General features: G+C 68.1%; 18 protein-coding genes. 9 read left to right on the top strand and 9 right to left on the bottom strand.

The window, feature by feature from the left end; translation table 11 throughout:
• Nucleotides 1-37 precede the first annotated feature (37 nt).
• The 7 genes from ACIG5A_RS25585 to ACIG5A_RS25555 all read right to left on the bottom strand — a co-directional run bounded on the left by ACIG5A_RS25585 (nucleotide 38) and on the right by ACIG5A_RS25555 (nucleotide 6,839).
• Nucleotides 38-940 (bottom strand): DMT family transporter, encoded by a 903-nt coding sequence (locus tag ACIG5A_RS25585; RefSeq protein WP_397244257.1) that lies wholly within the window; start codon nucleotides 938-940, stop codon nucleotides 38-40.
• On the bottom strand, nucleotides 937-2,013 hold the full coding sequence (locus ACIG5A_RS25580; RefSeq protein ID WP_397244254.1) for a pyridoxal phosphate-dependent aminotransferase: 1,077 nt from the start codon (nucleotides 2,011-2,013) through the stop codon (nucleotides 937-939). The genes ACIG5A_RS25585 and ACIG5A_RS25580 overlap by 4 nt, the downstream gene beginning before the upstream one ends.
• Nucleotides 2,010-3,134, bottom strand: coding sequence for an iron-containing redox enzyme family protein (locus ACIG5A_RS25575; protein ID WP_397244252.1), 1,125 nt, complete (start codon nucleotides 3,132-3,134; stop codon nucleotides 2,010-2,012). The genes ACIG5A_RS25580 and ACIG5A_RS25575 overlap by 4 nt, the downstream gene beginning before the upstream one ends.
• A gap of 12 nt (nucleotides 3,135-3,146) precedes the next feature.
• Nucleotides 3,147-4,319 (bottom strand): KamA family radical SAM protein, encoded by a 1,173-nt coding sequence (locus ACIG5A_RS25570; protein ID WP_397244250.1) that lies wholly within the window; start codon nucleotides 4,317-4,319, stop codon nucleotides 3,147-3,149.
• A 12-nt stretch (nucleotides 4,320-4,331) separates the two neighbouring features.
• Nucleotides 4,332-5,330, bottom strand: coding sequence for a C-terminal binding protein (locus tag ACIG5A_RS25565; RefSeq protein ID WP_397244248.1), 999 nt, complete (start codon nucleotides 5,328-5,330; stop codon nucleotides 4,332-4,334).
• A 272-nt stretch (nucleotides 5,331-5,602) separates the two neighbouring features.
• Complete coding sequence (locus ACIG5A_RS25560; protein WP_397244246.1) at nucleotides 5,603-6,019, bottom strand: DoxX family protein; 417 nt, start codon at nucleotides 6,017-6,019, stop codon at nucleotides 5,603-5,605.
• A gap of 46 nt (nucleotides 6,020-6,065) precedes the next feature.
• Nucleotides 6,066-6,839, bottom strand: a complete 774-nt coding sequence (locus ACIG5A_RS25555) for a TIGR03084 family metal-binding protein (RefSeq protein ID WP_397244244.1) — start codon at nucleotides 6,837-6,839, stop codon at nucleotides 6,066-6,068.
• A gap of 584 nt (nucleotides 6,840-7,423) precedes the next feature.
• Between ACIG5A_RS25555 and ACIG5A_RS25550 the strand changes: the two genes are divergently transcribed.
• The 5 genes from ACIG5A_RS25550 to ACIG5A_RS25530 all read left to right on the top strand — a co-directional run bounded on the left by ACIG5A_RS25550 (nucleotide 7,424) and on the right by ACIG5A_RS25530 (nucleotide 13,677).
• Nucleotides 7,424-8,620, top strand: a complete 1,197-nt coding sequence (locus ACIG5A_RS25550; RefSeq protein WP_397244242.1) for a PucR family transcriptional regulator — start codon at nucleotides 7,424-7,426, stop codon at nucleotides 8,618-8,620.
• Nucleotides 8,621-8,782: 162 nt separating this feature from the next.
• Nucleotides 8,783-10,231, top strand: coding sequence for a dihydrolipoyl dehydrogenase (lpdA, locus tag ACIG5A_RS25545; protein ID WP_397244240.1), 1,449 nt, complete (start codon nucleotides 8,783-8,785; stop codon nucleotides 10,229-10,231).
• An 11-nt stretch (nucleotides 10,232-10,242) separates the two neighbouring features.
• Nucleotides 10,243-11,334, top strand: a complete 1,092-nt coding sequence (gene pdhA, locus ACIG5A_RS25540) for a pyruvate dehydrogenase (acetyl-transferring) E1 component subunit alpha (protein ID WP_397244237.1) — start codon at nucleotides 10,243-10,245, stop codon at nucleotides 11,332-11,334.
• A gap of 18 nt (nucleotides 11,335-11,352) precedes the next feature.
• Nucleotides 11,353-12,336, top strand: coding sequence for an alpha-ketoacid dehydrogenase subunit beta (locus ACIG5A_RS25535; protein ID WP_397244235.1), 984 nt, complete (start codon nucleotides 11,353-11,355; stop codon nucleotides 12,334-12,336).
• 27 nt (nucleotides 12,337-12,363) lie between these two features.
• Nucleotides 12,364-13,677: a dihydrolipoamide acetyltransferase family protein gene (locus ACIG5A_RS25530; RefSeq protein WP_397244233.1), complete on the top strand. Its 1,314-nt coding sequence runs from the start codon at nucleotides 12,364-12,366 to the stop codon at nucleotides 13,675-13,677.
• A 10-nt stretch (nucleotides 13,678-13,687) separates the two neighbouring features.
• Here the strand turns inward: ACIG5A_RS25530 and ACIG5A_RS25525 are convergent, their stop codons facing one another.
• Nucleotides 13,688-14,218 carry a sigma-70 family RNA polymerase sigma factor gene (locus ACIG5A_RS25525; RefSeq protein WP_397244231.1) on the bottom strand — a complete coding sequence of 177 codons (531 nt, stop codon included), beginning with the start codon at nucleotides 14,216-14,218 and terminating at the stop codon, nucleotides 13,688-13,690.
• Between the two features lie 292 nt (nucleotides 14,219-14,510).
• On the opposite strand from ACIG5A_RS25525, the gene sigK reads away from it, so the two are divergent.
• The 4 genes from sigK to ACIG5A_RS25505 all read left to right on the top strand — a co-directional run bounded on the left by sigK (nucleotide 14,511) and on the right by ACIG5A_RS25505 (nucleotide 17,405).
• Nucleotides 14,511-15,098, top strand: coding sequence for an ECF RNA polymerase sigma factor SigK (gene sigK / locus ACIG5A_RS25520; protein WP_397244229.1), 588 nt, complete (start codon nucleotides 14,511-14,513; stop codon nucleotides 15,096-15,098).
• Nucleotides 15,098-15,820 (top strand): anti-sigma factor domain-containing protein, encoded by a 723-nt coding sequence (locus ACIG5A_RS25515; protein ID WP_397244226.1) that lies wholly within the window; start codon nucleotides 15,098-15,100, stop codon nucleotides 15,818-15,820. Before sigK ends, ACIG5A_RS25515 begins: the two co-directional genes overlap by 1 nt.
• An 88-nt stretch (nucleotides 15,821-15,908) precedes the next feature.
• Complete coding sequence (locus ACIG5A_RS25510; RefSeq protein WP_397244224.1) at nucleotides 15,909-17,129, top strand: hypothetical protein; 1,221 nt, start codon at nucleotides 15,909-15,911, stop codon at nucleotides 17,127-17,129.
• A 102-nt stretch (nucleotides 17,130-17,231) separates the two neighbouring features.
• Complete coding sequence (locus ACIG5A_RS25505; protein ID WP_397244221.1) at nucleotides 17,232-17,405, top strand: hypothetical protein; 174 nt, start codon at nucleotides 17,232-17,234, stop codon at nucleotides 17,403-17,405.
• Here ACIG5A_RS25505 and ACIG5A_RS25500 read toward each other — a convergent pair.
• Nucleotides 17,402-18,388, bottom strand: a complete 987-nt coding sequence (locus tag ACIG5A_RS25500) for an ABC transporter substrate-binding protein (protein WP_397244219.1) — start codon at nucleotides 18,386-18,388, stop codon at nucleotides 17,402-17,404. The two genes, ACIG5A_RS25505 and ACIG5A_RS25500, sit on opposite strands and share 4 nt — an antisense overlap.
• Nucleotides 18,389-18,408: the final 20 nt, after the last annotated feature.

Below are 18,408 nucleotides of genomic sequence, written 5' to 3'. Positions count from 1 at the left end.
TAGACACGCCGGGGTCGCTGTACCGAACTTCGGCCAACTACCGCTCGGCGGGTCGGGCGCGCTGCGCCATGAACACGGTGACGCCGACCGCGAGTCCCACCGGGATCATGGCCGGATCGAGCCGTTCGCCGAGCAGGACCGCGGCGAAGATCATCGTCAGGATCGGCTGCAGCAGCTGCACCTGGCCGACCTTGGCGATGCCGCCGTCGGCCAGCGCGCGGTACCAGCAGCAGAAGGCGAGCAGCGAACTGCCGAGGGCGAGATAGCCGAACGCGGCGACTGCGCCCCAGGTCAATTCGGCTCGACTCGGTACGCCGGTGACGACCACGATGACGAGCACCGCGGGCACCCCGGCCAGCAGTGACCAGCAGGTGATCACCCAACCGGGAACCCGCCTGGACAGCACGCCGCCTTCGGCATAGCTCAACGCGCACAACAGCACTGCCGCGAGCAGCTCCACATCGCCGATCCCGAACCGGCTGTCGGCCGCGAACCCGAGGTATCCGGCGACCAGTGCGGTGCCTGCCGCACACCACAACCAGAAGACCATGGGTGGTCGCTCGCGCGCCCGCAGCACCGCCATGATCGCGGTGCCCGCGGGCAGCAGCGCGATCACGACCGCCGCGTGACTGGCCGATACCGACCGCAGGGCGTGTGCGATCAGCAGCGGAAAGCCGACCACCGCACCAACGGTGACCACCACCACCGACGGGAGCATGCGCGGCGGCGGAAGTAGCGGCCTGCGTGCTACCGCGAGCAGCGCGACGGCGAACAGCGCGGCAGGCAGGGAACGACCGGGTCCGACGAGTTCCGGCCCGAAGGCGGGCACGGCGTACCGGGTGAACGGCAGGGTCAGGCTGAAACCGATCACCCCGGCCAGGCCGAATCCCAGCGCGCTCGCCGTCGGCTGCGCGTCGACGCGGCTCGGCGATACGGTCACGGCCGGAGTGCGATCGAACCGGTGCTGAGTTCGGCGATCTGGGTGAGCACCGTATGTCGCTGTGGCGCTGGGCCGATGGTGATCCGAATACAGTCCTGTAGTGGGGCGATCGTGAGGTGGCGAACGAAAACGCCGGTGGCGCGCAGCGAGTCGGCGAGCGTCGCGGCGTCGACGCGGTCCGGGCAGCGGAAGGTGAGGAAATTCGCTGAGCCGGTGAGCACTTCGAAGCCGAGCTCGGTGAGCCGCTCCGTATAGTCGGCCCGGCCCTCGGCGGTGCGGTCGACCGTTGTGGCGAGATAGTCGTCATCGTCGAGGGCGGCCAGCGCCGCTGTTTCCGAAAGACGGCCGACGACATAGTGTTCCGCGCCGCGCCGCAGGACTTCGAGCAGATCCGGATGGCCGATCGCGTAACCCACGCGCAGGCCCGCGAGCGCGTACGCCTTGGAAAAGGTGCGCAACCACAGCATGTGCCGATCGATGACATCGTCCGCTCGCAATCGCCGCGGCGCCGCCTGGTATTCGGCATACGCGCCGTCGACCACCAACAGCGTCTCCGGTGGCATCGCATCCGCGAAGTCCAGTAATGTCCTGCGCCCCAGGCAATTACCCGTCGGATTGTCCGGATCGGCGACGTATACGACGGCTGCGGCGGTCCGTCGCGCGTGCTCGGCGATGCCCGCGACATCCACCGCCACGCCGCGGTAGGCGGCCCGGTACAGGTTCGCGCCCGCGGATTCGGCGAAGTACGCGAACGTCGGATAGGTCGCCGCGCTGGTGATCGCCGTGCGCCCCGGCCGGAGATGGCCGCGGCACACGGCGGCGAGCAGGCCGTCGATACCGGGCCCGATGTGCACGTGATCCGGCGGGACGCCGAGCCGATCGGCCAGGCGGTGCCGCAGGACGAAGTGGTCGCAGTCCGGGTAGCGGTGCACCGTGCCCGCCGCGGCCGCGATCGCGCTCAGCACCGAGGGCGCGGGACCGAACTCGTTCTCGTTGGTGCTCAACCGTTCTCGCGCGCGCAGGCCGGTGGCCCGCTCGGTCATCTCCAGTGAAGGGAAGGGGTTTCCCGTCACCTGTGCGCCCCGAGCGCCGACGCGGACTCGGTGTCGTCGTCGGTGAGCCCGATGCTGCGCGCCAGATATTCGTTGTAGCGCCGCATGGCCAGCATCCGCAGCGCCCCGCCCGTGATCAGCTCGAGGCCCGCGTCCGGTTCGGCCGCCACGATGGGCAGCACCACGCCCTCCAGCCATTCGGGGCCGTGCTCGGCATCGCCCTCCATGTGGTTGTAGAAGAACTCGAAATCGCGTGGGGCATCGAACCCGTGCCGCTCCAGTCCACGCACGACGGCCGCGTCGCGGTCCACATCGAACAGTTCCGGCATGGCGAGGCTGCCCAGCGCCTTGAAATAGTGCCGACGATTGCACGCGAGCAGGAAGTACAGGTTGTGCCCGGCGTACGGACGCCAGTCCTCCCACGGCGGCACGGCGGGCAGCTCGAGTCCGAGCCGTTGCAGACTGCGGGTGAATTGCAGTGTGTGCGCGGCCATTCCGTCGCCCTCACCGCACTCGTCCCACATGTGCTTGCTGATCTCGTGTTTGACGACCTCCATGAAATGCGGCTGGGCGAGCACCAGCGCATCGAAGAAGCGGTAGTTGAGATATCCGTCGGCCTGGATGAACCTGGCCAGCTGATCGAGGGTGGCGCGCTCGGCCAGGAAGTCCTCCACCTGCTGGTCCACTTCGTTGCGGTGCTTGGCTTCCGCGAGGAACCAGTCACGGACGAAGTCAAGGCGGGTCGCCTCGTCGGGGGCGGGCAGCCGGTCGGCGATCTCCGCGCAGTCGGCGGCCAGGGTGCGCTGCTCATAGCTCGAACGGAACGCGTTGAACCATCCGCTGCGTTCGTGCCTGGCGCCCGCGCCGAGGGGATGGCCGAGCAGCGCCTCGTAGATCGCGTAGGCGCTGCGATGGATATCGAGAAGTGCCGCGTCCGAACCCGGATCGGCGGCGAGCGCGCGGTCGAGCGCTGTGTCGAGCGCGTCGACCAGAGTGTGCTGCTCCGGCCGTTCGGGCGGCGCGACCGGACCGCGCAGGCAGCGGCCGAGCAGATCCTCCACCGATCCGGGCGGCGCGTCCCCCGGCGCGCGCAGCACCGGATCGCGCGGCGGAATACGTTGCAGCACAAGGTCGTCGATCATCGGGATCACTCCTCATTCGGGCAGCGGATCGGGATAGCGGACGCGTTCGCCCTGCCAGTTGACGAATTCCAGCACCCGGTTACCCCGGGGGTCGGCGGTGTGCCGGGGACGCTCATCGGCCGACAGGTCGAGCGGAACGGTGAACTTCCCGGTGGCGTGCGGCAGAACATATTCGGGCACAGCGGGATTGGAGATATGGCGGCGCAGCGATCGGACGATCTCCACGCCGCGACGGATCGGGACACGGAAGCACGCCGCCTCCGGGCTGTGCGGCATGAAGTGATAGAGGTACCCGGCGTGCACACCGCGCCGATACAGTCCCATGCACAGGTCGCGCATGGTGGCAGGATCATCGTTCACCCCCGCGAGCAGCGGGACATTCGCGAAGAGGATCGGCACGGTGCCGCGCAGCAACTCGAGCGCCTTGTCGAAGGCCGCGCTCAGCTCGCGCGGGTGGGTGATGTGCAGGCCGATGGCGTTCACCCGATGCCGCGCGAGCACGCCGGCGAGGTCGGCGTCGATCCGGTAGGGGTTGAAAGTCAGTGCGCGGGTGTGGATTCGGATGATCAGGTCGGGCCTTGCCGCGTGCGCTTCACGCAGCACCTGATCGATCTGATCGTCACTGTGCATCAGCGGCTCACCCCCGCTGAGGATCATCTCCTCGACCTGCGGGTTGGCGGTGAGAAAGTCCAGGGTCGCCTGCCAGTGCGTGCGATCGAAGGACGCCTTGTCCGACTTCTTGTCCAGGGTGCGCAGCGCCTCGTAACAGAACTGACAGTAGGCGTGACAGACATTTCCGAACCGGATGATCACGCGGTTGTCATATTTGTATTGCGCGATGGGCGTGACCATTTCGTGCGGAAGCTCCCAGTTCTCGGTGCTTCCGTCATAGCCGTAGGGGTCGGCATTCTCGTCCGTCTCCAGCGGCACCACCTGCTTCCACAGGGGATCGTCGGGATCCGGATTACCGTTGTGCGGATCGGTGCCGACCAAGCCGAGGTAATACGGTGTCACCTGGAATCGCCGGGACTTCGTGTGCTGTTCGATGCGATCCAGCAGTGCCGGTTCACAGTTCGGGAACCGCGCGCGGAATTGCCGGGAGCTCCGAATGGCGTTTCGCTGTTGCCACCGCCAATCGGACCAATCCTCGGCCGTCACTTCGGAGAGCAGTGTCGGAGTTGCCATCGCGGTGTTCTCTCAATCGTCGAAATTCGTTGCCGGCACCGGGATCGCCGAGGTGAGCTGTGCCCCGGTGAGCAGTTGCCGCGCCGCCTCCGCCGCGCGGGTGCGCAGCTCGGTCAGCGATTCCACCGAATAGAAGGCGGCGTGCGGGGTGAGCAGGGCGCGCGGATGTGCGCTCAGCCACTGCGGAATTCGCGGTTCGCCGTCGACCACGTCCAGTCCGACGTAGCCGGGACGGCTCGCGGCCAAGGCCGTGCGCAACGCGTCCAGGTCGATGACCGGACCGCGGGCCGTATTGACCAGTACCGCATCGTCTTTCATCGCGGCGAGTTCATTGTCACCCAGTAGGTGCCGGGTCTCCCGGGTCAAGGGAACATGCAGGCTGACGATATCGGCCTCGGCGAGCAGCGCCGTGAGGGTGTGGGCGCGGCGGTAGCCGAGGCCCTTCTCGATACCCGGATGGTTGTACGGGTCGTAGAAGGCGACCCGCATGCCGAGCGCGCGGGCGCGCAGCGCCACCGCGGTGCCGATCCGGCCCAGTCCGACGATGCCCCACACCCGGTCGCGCAGCCTGCGTGCGGGACCGATGGCCCGCCAATCCCATCCGCCGTCGCGGACATGACCGTCCAGCGCGGGCAGCCTGCGGGCCAGCGACAGGCCGAGGGCGAGGGTGTGGTCGGCGACCTCCTCGGTGCCGTAGTCGGGGACGTAATACACCGCGACGTCGTTGCGGCGCGCCGCCGCGATATCCACGTGGTCGTACCCGACGCTGGCGCAGATGACGGCCCGGCATGTCTTGATGCGGTCGAAGAACGCGGCATCGAGCGCGACGCGATGCCACAGGATGATCAATTCCGGCTCGGCGGCATACAGCGGCTCGAGGTCACCGTCGGAAATGATCTCCAGGCGTACCTCGCCGTGCGCGCCGATCACCTCGGTCTCGATATCAGGAACTTCGACGTAACCGCCGCCGGGCGCGTCGATCACCAATACTTTTTCGCCAGCCGAGGCCATACTTTCCCCTACGCCACCATGCGGCACGCCATTCGCGGTGATTTGTGACCCACATCATGCCGCCAAATCAACTGGGGATCAACGACGTTGACATGAATGGCGGATATGGGCACCCCTATTCTTCCGTAGCACATTTGCGACTCCCCCTGTTGCACAGGAATTTCCGAGTGTCGGCCAGACGAATACAGTAGTGTCCTGCCCCCAATTCCTTTGGCATGAGCGGACCGCGACCGCGAGCGCAGCGCTACATCACCCGATTCCGTGACGGTCGGCTATGACCATCGGCCGGGCTGGATCACGTCCATCCAGTCGGCCGGCCAGGTGGCGAGGGCGACGATCCCTACGACGACCAGGTGCACCGGGGCCGAGAAACTCTCCTTGAGGCTGTGGTGGTTGATGGTGTGCGTGACTACTGCGCCGGTCAGCACGAGGACCAGGACCGCGGCGCCGAGGAATCGGGACTCGTGGTACGGGATCGCCAGCAGGAGTGCGCACACGCCCTCGATCGCGCCGACGACGAATCGGAACCAGGCGGGCCAACCCCAGTCCGGGAACTTGACCGAGTAGGCGGGCCCGAAGAACGTAGGCCCTGGCCAGAATTTGGTCACCGCTCCCATCAGGAACTCGAAGGCGAGGAACCAGAGGAAACCGGTCGCGACCCATCCGGGCCAGGTGTGCGCAATTGCCATACCGCCATGACCGCCCGCGCGGCCGAGATGTGACAGGCCGGGTTCGTCAGAGGAAGACGCGGGCGATATCGAGCCACTTCTCCGCGTCCGCGCCGACCGCGGTGAGGTCGGTCTCGGCACGGGACTTGCGGTGGGTGACCCGAAGGCAGAAGTCGAGGGCACTGCCCTGAATCCGTTGCCGCGCATCGTCAGGACCCCATACCCAGGTTTCACCCGCGGGACCGGTCAGCTCGACGCGGAACGGCTCTGCCGGAATGGGTAATTGGGCAGCGTAGAAGGACAACTCCCGTCCGACCACGCCCAACGCGGCCACATGCCGGAGCCGACCCGTCGGGCGGTGCGCGACACCCAGCGTATCGAAGATGTCCTGCCCGTGCGCCCACGTCTCCATCAGCCGAAGCGGCACCATGAGCGTTGCCGTCACCTCCGAACCGAACCACGGAAACCCTTGTTCCAGTGGCATTTCACCCAGCGCCGCCGCCACTTCGGCGCGACCGGCCCGCCACCGCTCCAGCAGCACCGACCGCGGTTCGGCCGCACCTGCCGCGGCCTCGAGATCAGCGTGCCGACCACCGTCGGCCTCCGCCTCCTTCAGCACAGCGTCGAACGCGTCCGGGTTCCGCACAGCGATGACGACATTCGCATCGGCCGCCGCGAGATGAGCGATCTGATGCGCGATCGTCCACCCCACCGCGGGCGTAGGTCCGGACCAGTCGGACTCCGCCGCAACCAGGGCGTCGAGCTCATCCCCTTCAGCCACCAAGTCGGGCAGCGCGAGTTCGCGCTCCACACCGGACAAGTCGAGGCCGTAGTCCAGCATCGCCATCACCTTCACCCGCGTCGACGACAACCGGATCACCCGTCGGAACCGGTCAGTTCGCTATGCCCCAGCCAGGCTACCCGAGCAGCCTGCGCTCTCCGTTCCGCCGAGCGCAGTCGAATGGCCGAGCGGCACACCGCAATTGACGGCCATTCGACTGCGCTCGAAGGCAATCGCGGCCGGAAGATGCTGCGGCAGGCCCGATTCGAGTCGCCGCATGCGCCCGTTCCGCCACCTCCCGCTGCGGATCCCCTTCTAGGGACCAAAAACCCACGAGCGGCACCGCGGAGCGGGGTCGGCGGCGGCTCCGGCCCAATTGCCCCGGTCGCCGATGCACAGTCTGATGGACGGCTGCACGCTGGCGCTTGGAGTAGTGGGCGCGGGCGAGGCCGGTCCGGGGGAGTCGCCCTCAGGTTCGAACGATGGCTCGGCCTGCGCGGTACAGAAGCGGCGCCGGGATCCACGCATCCGAGGCATCGTCGCCCCGACCTGTGTGGTCAAGCGGTGATGGAGACCAGCGGTGTCCGCGCAACGGTCTGACCAGCGCCAGCTCTGCAAACAGGCCGGGCGTAGCGTCTAGTGCCATGGCGGCACCCAAGCACATCGGTCCTACTGCGGGGACGCAGCGGTTGGCGGCGGGGTGCCGGTCCGAGATTCCGGTGCTGACCAGGCGGTTGATGGCGGCGATCTTTACCGATATTCCGGAGTGGACGGACTATTCGCCGGTCAGCAGGGAGGACCTGCGGAATGGGTGCCGGAGTTATCTGACGCGGGTGCTGGATCTGCTCGCCGGGGACGTGAGCGTGCCGGATCGCGACGATGTCGCGGCGGCGATCGGGCGGGATCGGGCGGCGCAGGGTGTGCCGCTGGAGGTGATGCTGCGGACGTTCCGGCTGGGCGGGCAGATCGTGTGGGAGGCGCTGGTCGACAAGGCGGGGGATCTGGCGCCCGGTGATTTCCGGGAGATCGGGGCGGCCACCTGGTCGACGATCGACGGGATGTCCTCGGCGCTGGTGACCTCCTATCGCAATACCGAGCTGGAACAGGTGCGCCGGGACGAGCGCCGTCGGCACGGGCTGATCGAGGACCTGCTGGCCGGGCGCGCGCACGACGCGACCTTCGCGGCGCGGGCCGCACGTGAGCTGAATCTGCCCGCGCACGCGGCGTACCTGGTGGTGGCCGTGCGTGGGGCCCGCCCGGCGGTGCAGGTGGGTACGGAGACGACGTTGGCGGCCTTGGGTATCCGCTCGGTGTGGCACGACCGGGTGGACTCCACGGTCGGGCTGGTTTCACTCGAGCGGCAGGACAGTTCCGCTGTGCTGCCACAGATCCGGCCGCGCATCCGGGGCCGGGCCGCGGCGTCGCCGACGGTCCCGGGACTGGCGCAGATCGATACCGCGCACGCGCTCGCCATGCTCGCACTGGAGACCTTGCCCACGGACACAAAGGGTTTGGTGCTGCTCGAGGAGCGCTACCCGGAGGCCATGCTGCTGCGCTCCCCCGATCTGACCGAGCTGATGGTGGCCCGCACACTCGGACCGGTACTGGCGCTGCCGGACAAGGAACGCGAGATCCTGCTGCGCACGCTGACCGTCTGGCTCGCCGAGAACTGCTCGGCCGCCAACGCCGCGCCGCTGCTGCACTGCCATCGCAACACGGTGATCAACCGGCTGCAGCGGATCTCGGCGCTGCTCGGCAGGCCGCTGGAGGGCCAGCGCTCCTACGTGGAGCTTTCGCTGGCTCTTGCCGCACTGGAGCTGGGCACACCGACCGCGGATTGATCGGTCCGGGCCGCTTCCGATTGGGCGCTGCGCCCATTTTCACACCCCGATATCTGGGCTCGCGGCAGATTGCTTGTGCAATTTCGGCCCGCGAGACTCGACGGTATGACCCATGCCATAACCCGGCATGGGCCGGAATCGTCGAGATGAGGAGCACCACGAGTGCCGGAATTCGATCTATTGGTGATCGGCGGTGGCCCTGGCGGATATGTGGCCGCCATCCGGGCCGCGCAGCGCGGCCTGCGCGTCGGCTTGGTCGAGAAGGAGCGCGCGGGCGGCGTGTGCCTGAACTGGGGTTGTATCCCGACCAAGGCGATGTTGCGTTCGGCGGAGGTTTTCCACACCCTCACCGCCGCCGCCGAATTCGGCGTCTACGCCGATAACGTGCGCTACGACTTCGGCGCGGTGCGCCAGCGCAAGGACGGCATCGTCAAGGAGCTGACCGACGGCGTCGCGAACCTGTTGAAGACCAACGGCGTGACGGTGATCGAGGGCCATGCCCGGTTCATCGGCCCGACCACGGTCGAGGTGCACGAGACCGGCGCGTCGCCGGTCTTCGAGGGCGGCCCGCGCTATGCCGCGGCCCCAGGAGCAGCGTTGCGGCAGGTCAGCGCGCGAGACGTGATCGTCGCGACCGGTTCGGTGCCCGCGCGGCTGCCGATTCCCGGCGCGGATCTGCCCGGCGTGGTCACCTCCGACGGCGCCTTCGGGCTGACCGAGGTGCCCAAGCGGCTGGTGGTGATCGGCGGCAGCGCGGTCGGCGCGGAATGGGCGAGCCTGTTCGCCACGTTCGGCAGCAAGGTCACCGTCGTGGAGATGCAGGATCGCCTGGTTCCGTTGGAGGACAAGGAGATCGGCGCGGCACTCGGCCGATCCTTCCGCAAGCGCGGCATCGAGGTGCTGACCGGCGCCACCGTCACCGCCATCGCGCAGGCTGACGGGTTGCGCGTCTCGGTGGGCGGCGCGCAGGCGCGCGAGCTGGACGCCGATGTGGTGCTCGTCGGCGTCGGCAGGCGCCCGAACACCGCCGACCTCGGCCTGGATGTCGCCGGAATCGCCACGGACGCACGCGGTTTCATCGAGGTCGACGATCAGTTGCGCACCGGGGTCGAGCACGTGTACGCCATCGGCGACGTGACCGGCCGCGCGCTGCTCGCCCACGTCGCCTCGCACCAGGGCCTCACCGCGGCCGATGTGATCGCCGGGCACGACGCGCATATCGACTACGCGGTCATCCCGGCCGCGACCTTCACCCACCCCGAGATCGCGAGCGTCGGCCTCACCGAGGACGCCGCACGCGCGGCGGGCCACGAGGTGACGACCGCCAAGTTCCCGTTCGCGGCGCTCGGCCGGGCCAAGACCTTCGGCGAGACCGAGGGGTTCCTGAAAATCGTTGCCGGGCAACAGCATGGGGAAGTACTCGGCGTGCACATCATCGGCCCGTCGGCCAGTGATCTGATCACCGAAGGCGCGCTGGCGATTTCGCTGGAGGCGACGCTCGACGAGCTGGCCGACACCATTCACGCCCACCCCACTCTCGGCGAGATCGGCATGGAGACGGCGCTGGCCGGGCTCGGACTGCCGGTACACATCGCGCCGCGCAAGCGCTGAGGAGTCCGACCGTGACAACAACCACCGCACCGCGCAAGACCACCCGCAAGCCCGCGGCCAAGAGCGAGCCCGTCGCCGAATCCGCGTTCGAGGCGGCGGATTCGGCGACCCTGCGTGGTCTCTACCGCGACATGCTCTTCGTCCGCCGCTTCGAGGAGCGCACCGCGCAGAGCTATCAGCAGGCCAAGATCGGCGGCTACTGCCACCTCAACCTCGGCGAGGAGGCCACCGTCGTCGGCCTCGGCGCGGCGATGCGCCCCACCGACTACCTGTTCACCAACTACCGCGAGCACGGCTACGCGCTGGCCAAGGGCATCGAGCCGGGCCGGGTGATGGCCGAGCTCTACGGCCGCTCCACCGGCACCTCGAAGGGCTGGGGCGGGTCGATGCACATGTACGACACCGCGACCCGCCTGCTCGGCGGCTACGCCATTGTGGGCGGCCAGGTTCCGCTCGCCATCGGCGCGGCGCTCGCCATCGACTATCGCGGCGGTGACGACGTTGTGGTGTGCCAGATGGGTGAGGGCACCACGAATATCGGCGCGTTCCACGAGTCGCTGAATATCGCGGCGCTGTGGCGGCTGCCCGTGGTGTTCCTGGTGATCAACAACCAGACCGGTATGGGCACCACGGTCGAGAAGTCCTCGGCCGAACCGGATCTGTGGAAGCGCGCCGCCGCCTACCGCATGCGCGGTGAGCGGGTGGACGGTACCGACGTGCTCGCCGTACGCGATATGGCGTCCGAACTCATCGAAACCGCTCGCCGCGAAGGGAAACCGGCGCTGCTCGAGGCCGTGAGCTACCGGCTCAAGGGTCATTCGGTGGTCGACCCGGCCAAGTACCGCAGCTCCGACGCGGTGTCCACGGCCAAGGAACACGATCCGATCGTGCTGTGGCACAACCGATTGCTGGACGCCGGCGTGCTCTCCGCGGAGGCACTGGCCGACATCGAGCGCGAGGTGACCGACAGTGTCGCCGCCGCCGTCGAATTCGCCGATTCGAGCCCGCATCCGGAGCCGTCGAGCCTGTTCGACTACAACTACGCCACCCCGGTGCCCGGCGATTCCCGCCGACTGCCCGCCGATCCGCTCTTCACCGCCTGAGGACGAACTGTGCCTGTCATGACCTATCGCGAAGCGCTGCGCGAAACCCTGCGCGAGGAGATGCGCCGCGACGACGACGTCTTCCTCATCGGGGAAGAGATCGGCGTCTTCGAGGGCTCCTACAAGATCACCGCCGGACTGCTCACCGAATTCGGGGAGAAGCGGGTGCGCGACACCCCGATCGCCGAAGAGGGTTTCGTCGGTGCCGCCATCGGCGCCGCCATGCTCGGGCTGCGCCCGGTCGTGGAGATCATGACGATCAACTTCTCGCTGCTCGCGCTGGATCAGATCGTCAACCACGCCGCCAAGATCTACGGCATGTTCGGCGGGCAGACCAGCGTGCCGATGGTCATCCGCACGCCGGGCGGCGGCGGCCAGCAGCTCGGTGCGACGCATTCGCAGAACATCGAGCTGTACTACGCCTTCGTGCCCGGCCTGAAAGTGGTTGCGCCCAGTACGCCCGCCGACGCGCGGGCACTGCTCAAGGCCGCGATCGAGGACGACGATCCGGTGCTGTTCCTGGAGAACCTCTCCCTCTACAACACCAAGGGCGAAGTGCCCGAGGATCTTCCGGCCGCCGAGATCGGCAAGGCGGCGGTCACCCGGGAGGGCACCGACATCACGCTGATCGGCTACTCCCGCATGGCCACCGTCGCCACCCAGGTGGCCGAACGCCTTGCCGCCGAGGGCATTTCCGCCGAGGTGATCGACCTGCGCAGCCTGCGGCCGCTCGATCGCGACACCTTCGTCGCCTCCGTGCGCAAGACCGGCTGCGCCGTGATCGGCGAGGACGACTGGCTGACCTACGGTATCGGCGCGGAGGTCGCGGCCTCCATCTCCGACGGCGCGTTCGACTACCTCGACGCGCCGGTGCGCCGCGTCGCCATGGCCGAGGTGCCACTCCCCTACGCCAAGCCGCTGGAGAAGCTCGCACTGCCGTCCGCCGACTCGCTCTACACCGCCGCCGTGGAAACCCTTGCGGCCGTGGGTCGTCGGCGCTGAGATCCGGGAACAGGAGGACATAGATCAATGCCCGAAATCACGATGCCCCGGCTCTCCGACACCATGGAGGACGGGGTCGTCTCCGCCTGGATGAAGCAGGTCGGCGACAAGGTCACCCGCGGTGAGGTGCTCGCCGAGATCGAGACCGACAAGGCGCTCATGGAGCTCGAGGCGTACGAGGACGGTGTGCTCGAGCGGATCATCGCCGAGCCGGGCGCGCGCGTGCCGATCGGTGAGCCGATCGCGATCGTCGGCGACGGTAGCGGTGCGAGCGCGGCGACGCCCGCGACGCAGCCGACCTCGGCCGGCTCCGCGTCGCCTGCCGCTGAGGCAGCTCCCGTGGCCGCCGACCCGGTGTCCGGAACGGCTGGGACACACGCCGCTTCGGCGGATATCGAGCAGGACGCCCAGCCTGGCGAGCGGAAGAAGTCGTCGCCGCTGGCGCGCAAGATCGCCCGTGAGCTCGGCGTCGACATCGCCACCGTGGTCGGCACCGGCCCCGCGGGGCGGATCACCCGGCAGGATGTCGAAGCGGCGCACCGCAATATGCCTGCCGCGGCGGCTGCGCCCGCACCCTCGGCCACAAGCACCGCAGCGGCTCCGGCGTCATCGGCCGGCACCCCTGCCCCGCAAAGCATCCCGGCCTCGGACGACTACGAGGAAATCCCCCTCACCACCATCCAGCGCCTCTCCGCGACCCGCCTCACCGAGAGCAAGCAGCAGGCGCCGCATATCTATCTGACCAGCGCGATCGATGTGACCGACCTGCTCGCCTTCCGCGCACAGATCAACCAGACCCTGGAGGCGGCGGGCGAGGGCAAGGTCAGCGTGAACGACCTGCTCGTGAAGGCGGTCGCCACCACCCTGCGCAAGAACCCCTCGGTCAACGTCAGTTTCGCGGGTGACAAGCTGCTGCGCCACAAGGGAATCCACCTCGGCATCGCGGTCGCCACCCCGGCCGGTCTGCTGGTCCCGGTGATCCGCGACGCCGACGGCAAGAGCGTCTCCGCGATCGCGACCGAGGGCCGCGACAAGGCGACCCGCGCCCGCGACCGCAAGCTGCGCGCCGACGAGATGTCCGGCGGCACCTTCACCATCTCGAATCTCGGCATGTTCGGCATCGAGCACTTCACGGCCGTCATCAACCCGCCGGAGTCCGCGATCCTCGCGGTCGGCGCGGCGGCCGACGAATTGCGCCTCGACAACGGCGAGATCGTGACCCGGAAGATCCTGCGCGTCACCCTGTCCGCGGATCACCGCGCCATCGACGGCGCCGTCGCCGCCCAGTTCCTCTCCCACCTGAAGGAACTCCTGGAGACCCCTCTCCGCATCGTCACCTGACGCCGACGTCTTACATCTGGGTGAGGCAGGTCTGGAGTCGTTTGAGGCCACCGCGGATGCGGCTCTTGACGGTCGGTAACGGCACCCCGAGGTACGCGGCGGCCTCGGGGTAGGTGCGGCCACCGTAGTAGACCAGCGCGATGGCCTCTCGCTGTATCGCTGTCAGCACCGACAGCGATGCGGTGACGGCCTGTTCGTCGAGGTGCTGGTCGACCTCTTCGACAACGGTGTCGCAATCGATGCCGACCGAGGTGTAGCCCCATACGGTGTCACGGCTCGCCGCGGCCTGCTCGGCACGTACCCGGTCGACCGCGCGCCGGTGGGTCAGCATCAGCAGCCAGCCCAGCGGGGAGGACATGGTCTTGTTGTAGCGGTCGGCGGTCGTCCACACCTGCAGATATACCTCCTGGGTGATCTCCTCGGCCATCAGGCGATTGCGCAATATGTGCACGGCCAGGCCGAATACGCGGTGGCTGGTGTCGCGATAGAACTCGGTGAACGCGTCGCGGTCCTTCGCGGCCACCGCGGCGAGCAATTCCATTGATCTTCGTGTGCGAGCGGCTGTCGTAGCCGGTGAAATCCCGTCGAAATGCGGACGGATCGAGCTCGGTTCCGGGTGAAATGTCATGCCGGGTCCTCAGTTCCATGACACGGATGGCGCCTATCGCTTCCATAGAGACGGCCGTCAGGTCCTGCAGTGAGCAATGCAACGGAGTTCGTGACGGTCACCGGCCCGGTTTGGTCTGATCATGAAATGATCTACGGGCGCGATTTGCCCGAGATACACTCACCCGGAACAGTTTTCGTTACCGACCGGTCTCGAGGCGTGCCGAATGACTGATGAGCGGAACTACCACGACACGATCGAGTCGAGTGAACGGCTCGTCGAGTTGATCGAAGCGGCGGCCACGGGCGACCGCGAGGCATTCACCGAGTTCTATCGCGAGACGAGCCACCGCGTTTTCGGCCTGGCCAGGCGCATCGTCCGCAATCAGCCCGCGGCCGAGGAGGTCACCCAGGAGGTGTACCTGCAGGTGTGGTCGATCGCCGACCGGTACGACAGCACGCGGCTGAGCCCGATCGCCTGGCTGCTGATGCTGAGCCATCGCCGGGCGGTGGACCGGGTGCGTGCCCAGCAGTCGGCGACCGACCGCGAGATCATGTACGGGCACACGCATTTGGGGCGCGACCACGACATGGTGTCCGAAGAGGTCACCCAGCGACTCGAGGAACAATCGGTGATCCGCTGTTTGACGACGTTGACCGCGCTCCAGCGCGAGGCCGTCGCGCTCACCTACTACGGCAGCCGCACCTACAGCGAGGTGGCCGATCACCTCGAGGTGCCGCTCTCGACGATCAAGACCCGGATCCGTGACGGGCTCAAACGGCTCGCGACCTGTCTGGGCGGGGGTGCGAACTGATGACCGAGCCAACCGGTGATGAGCTGCTCGACCTGGCCGTTCCCTATGCGCTCGACGCGGTGACGGACACCGAACGCGATGCCATCGAAGTGCGCCTGCAGGCCGCCGAGCCCGAGGCGAACGCCGAGTTCACCGACGCCGTCCGCGATATCCACGAAACCATGGTCGCCGTCACGGTATTCGACTCCATCGCACCACCGCCCGAGGTCGAAGCGGCGATCCTGCGCGCTATCGACGAGTCGGAACCCGGTACCGCACAACGGTTCCGCCGGATACCGAGGCGGACGCGGTGGCTCGCGGCCGCCGCCGCGGTACTCGCCGCCATCGGCATCGGCGTCGCGGTGGTCGTCGTCAGGTCCACCGAGCACCCCGCGTCACAGCTGACCGCGCAGCAGGTGCTGGAACAGCCCGATACCAGGACGCTGTCCGAACCGATCGCGGGCGGCGGCACGATGACGGTGTACACCTCGGCCGGATTGCGCGCTGCCGCAGTCTCGTTCGCCTCGGTGCCCGCGCCGACGGCCGGGCGTTCCTACCAGCTGTGGCTGGTGCCGCAGACCGGATCGCCGCGCTCCGCGGGAGTACTCGCCGACCTGCCGGGCTCCGGTGCGCCGGTGGTGACGCGGTTCGACCCGGCCGACGCGCTGGCCATGACCATCGAGCCGTCCGGCGGCTCGCCACAGCCGACCAGTACTCCCATCGTCGTCGTCAAACTCGGGTGACAACAAACTAATTGGACGTTTGCTCAATCGCTGGGCTCGTTCGCTACGAACAAGTGGTGAAGGTGTTGTCTAGCAGAGGTGGGGCACCATGGCCACTGCCGGAGTTTCCGTGGAGCGGACAGTGGTGCGCGGGGTGCTGCTCTCGACACCGGGCGCGCGGCACGCAACGGTTATCGGTGCAGCCGCACGACGGGTCGACGGCGGTGTGCCCATCGAGGCGATCACGGACGTACTCGACGAGCTCACCGCCGCGGCGCCACCGGATACCACCGTCGACGACGTCGGCGTCATGTATCGCACGGTCGCCGAACGCCGGTCGGCCATCGCGCATCTCGCCACGGGCACCTGGGCCGCGGCATCGCTTGTTTCGGTCCGCCAGGCATTGCTCGCCGTCCTTCGGGAGCTGACCGGGCTCGACGGCACCGTGCTCGTGCTGGATGCCGTCGAGCACCACACCTCGTACCTGGTGGTCGACCGGCGCCGCACCGGCATCCTGACATCGGACTCCTGGCCGTTCGGCATCGTCGACACCGAAACCGCGGAGCAGGCCGTCGTCCGCATCCGGCTGATGCTGGAACCGAACGCCGCGCGTCCCGACGCGGTCCTCCTGTGCGGTGCCTCGGCGGATCACCCCGATATCGCGGCGGTACTCCACCGGGGATTCGACGCGCCGGTGACGGTGGTCCCCGATACCGTCAGCGCGGCCACACGGGGCGCGGCGCTGGCGGTCGCGGGCCGGACCGAGCCACCGCGGGCCCCGATCGAAAGTCGGCGCACGGGACGACTATTGAGCGCGGCGGCCGTCACCGTGCTGTTCGGCGCATCCGGTTTCCTGCTGGCGCAGCACCACACCGGCCCGGCTGCTCCCGAAGCCGCCCGTCCCGCACCGGCTTCGGTCATCGCACCACCCGCCGATCCGACAACAACCTCTCCACCGCCGCCTGCACCGCCGCCGGCACCGCCGCCGGCACCGGCACCGGCACCGATAGCCAGCGAAAGCGAGCCCGAACCGGACCCACCGGCCGACCCACCCGCACCGGTTGTCCGGCCGACCCCGGCAAAGCACACCCCCGCACCTGTTCGACCGACCCCGTCACCCTCGACGGAGGAAACCCCCACCGAACAGACCAAGCCCGAGCCATCGAGCCCACCACCCACCCCGACGACAATCGGTGCGCCGGACAGCAATTGGCTCTTCCCCGGCGAATCACCACCACCTCCGCTCAACGCCGACCCCGCGATCGTCAACGCCTGGTGGGACAACCACTGGCGCCTGAAACGCCAATGGCTCAACGGTGGCCAGCCCTGAGCCGCACGGGCGCCGTGCACCGAGAACACCCGGAATGCCCACCCGTGGCCGAGAATGCCTTCGATCGGTATGGTGTGGTGACACGATTCCGGAGGGGGCATCATGTCGTCGAACAGTGACCGAGAGCAGGTTGATGATCCACGCGCCCGATGGCGCCACCTGCCCGCCGAGCCCACCCACTACGTCGAGGAAACCCACGTCGACGGTAGCTCGTCGAGCTACACCGTGCCCGCCGTCGACCCGACCCAGGACTTCATTCGCCTCTACGGCGGCTAGGTCCCGGAGAAAGTGGTCGAGACGTAGGTATCCGCCGGGATGAGATCGGTGTAGTCGAGGAGACCGGCGTCGCGGTAGATCTGCTGTTGCGCGGTCAGCTGGGCGGTGTCCGGGCTCAGGTCCGGTCGCCACCGGTACGAGGGGACGGATTCGAGCACCGCGAGGTCTTGGCCGGTGGCCTTCGCGAGGATGGTCAGGTTCTCCGGGGAGGTGGCCGCCGCGCCTTGCAGATCCCGGCTCGCCCGCTGTAGCGCGTGGAAGAACGGTTGCGCCGCATCGGATTCGGCGAATCTTCCACCGAAGATGACGCCCGTCGCCGAGGTGCCATCGGCCGGTACCGCCAGCGGCACCGCGACACCGGCCTGCTCCATCTTGGTCGTGAACGGCGCGGGCGCCAGCGCGGCGTCCACACCGCCGTTGGCCAGCGCGGTCCGCTGATCCGGTATGGCGATATTGACGATCTGCACATCGCGCAGCGAAAGCCCGGACTGCGCGAGCACCGTCGCCAACTGGTAGCCGCCCGCCGCGGCCGGGCCGCCGGACACCGCCACCTTGCGCCCGCGCAGATCGGTCACCGACCGCACCTCGCCCGCGTCCACCAGCTTCTTCGACACCTCCAGTGCGGTAGGCGAAGCCTTCGGGTCCCCGGTTGCAATGCCCATGGACCCCACCACCTTCAGCGACAAGCCGCTGTGCACGGCGTTGAACAGCCCGGCCGAAAACCCGGCAACGACCACGTCGACCTTGCCGGCCGCCGCCAAAGGGACGGCATCCTGGCCCGCCTTGATGGTTTGCAGATCGACGTCGATCCCCTCCTCGGCAAAATATCCCTTCGCCTGGGCCACATACAGCGGCGCGAACAAGGTGGACGGGACGTGGGCGACGGTCACCCTGGTCGCCGAGCCGGTCTCCTGCGTCTTACCGCCGCAACCGGCGACGATCAACGCGAAGACCGGAATAAGCACGGAAAGAAAACGTTTCACGATCATTCCTCTGATCTCGA

The sequence above is a fragment of the Nocardia sp. NPDC052566 genome, assembly GCF_044547285.1.
Taxonomy (GTDB): Bacteria; Actinomycetota; Actinomycetes; order Mycobacteriales; family Mycobacteriaceae; genus Nocardia.
The sequence above is the reverse complement of the archived record's forward strand: the minus strand, read 5'-3'. Positions and strand labels throughout refer to the sequence as shown.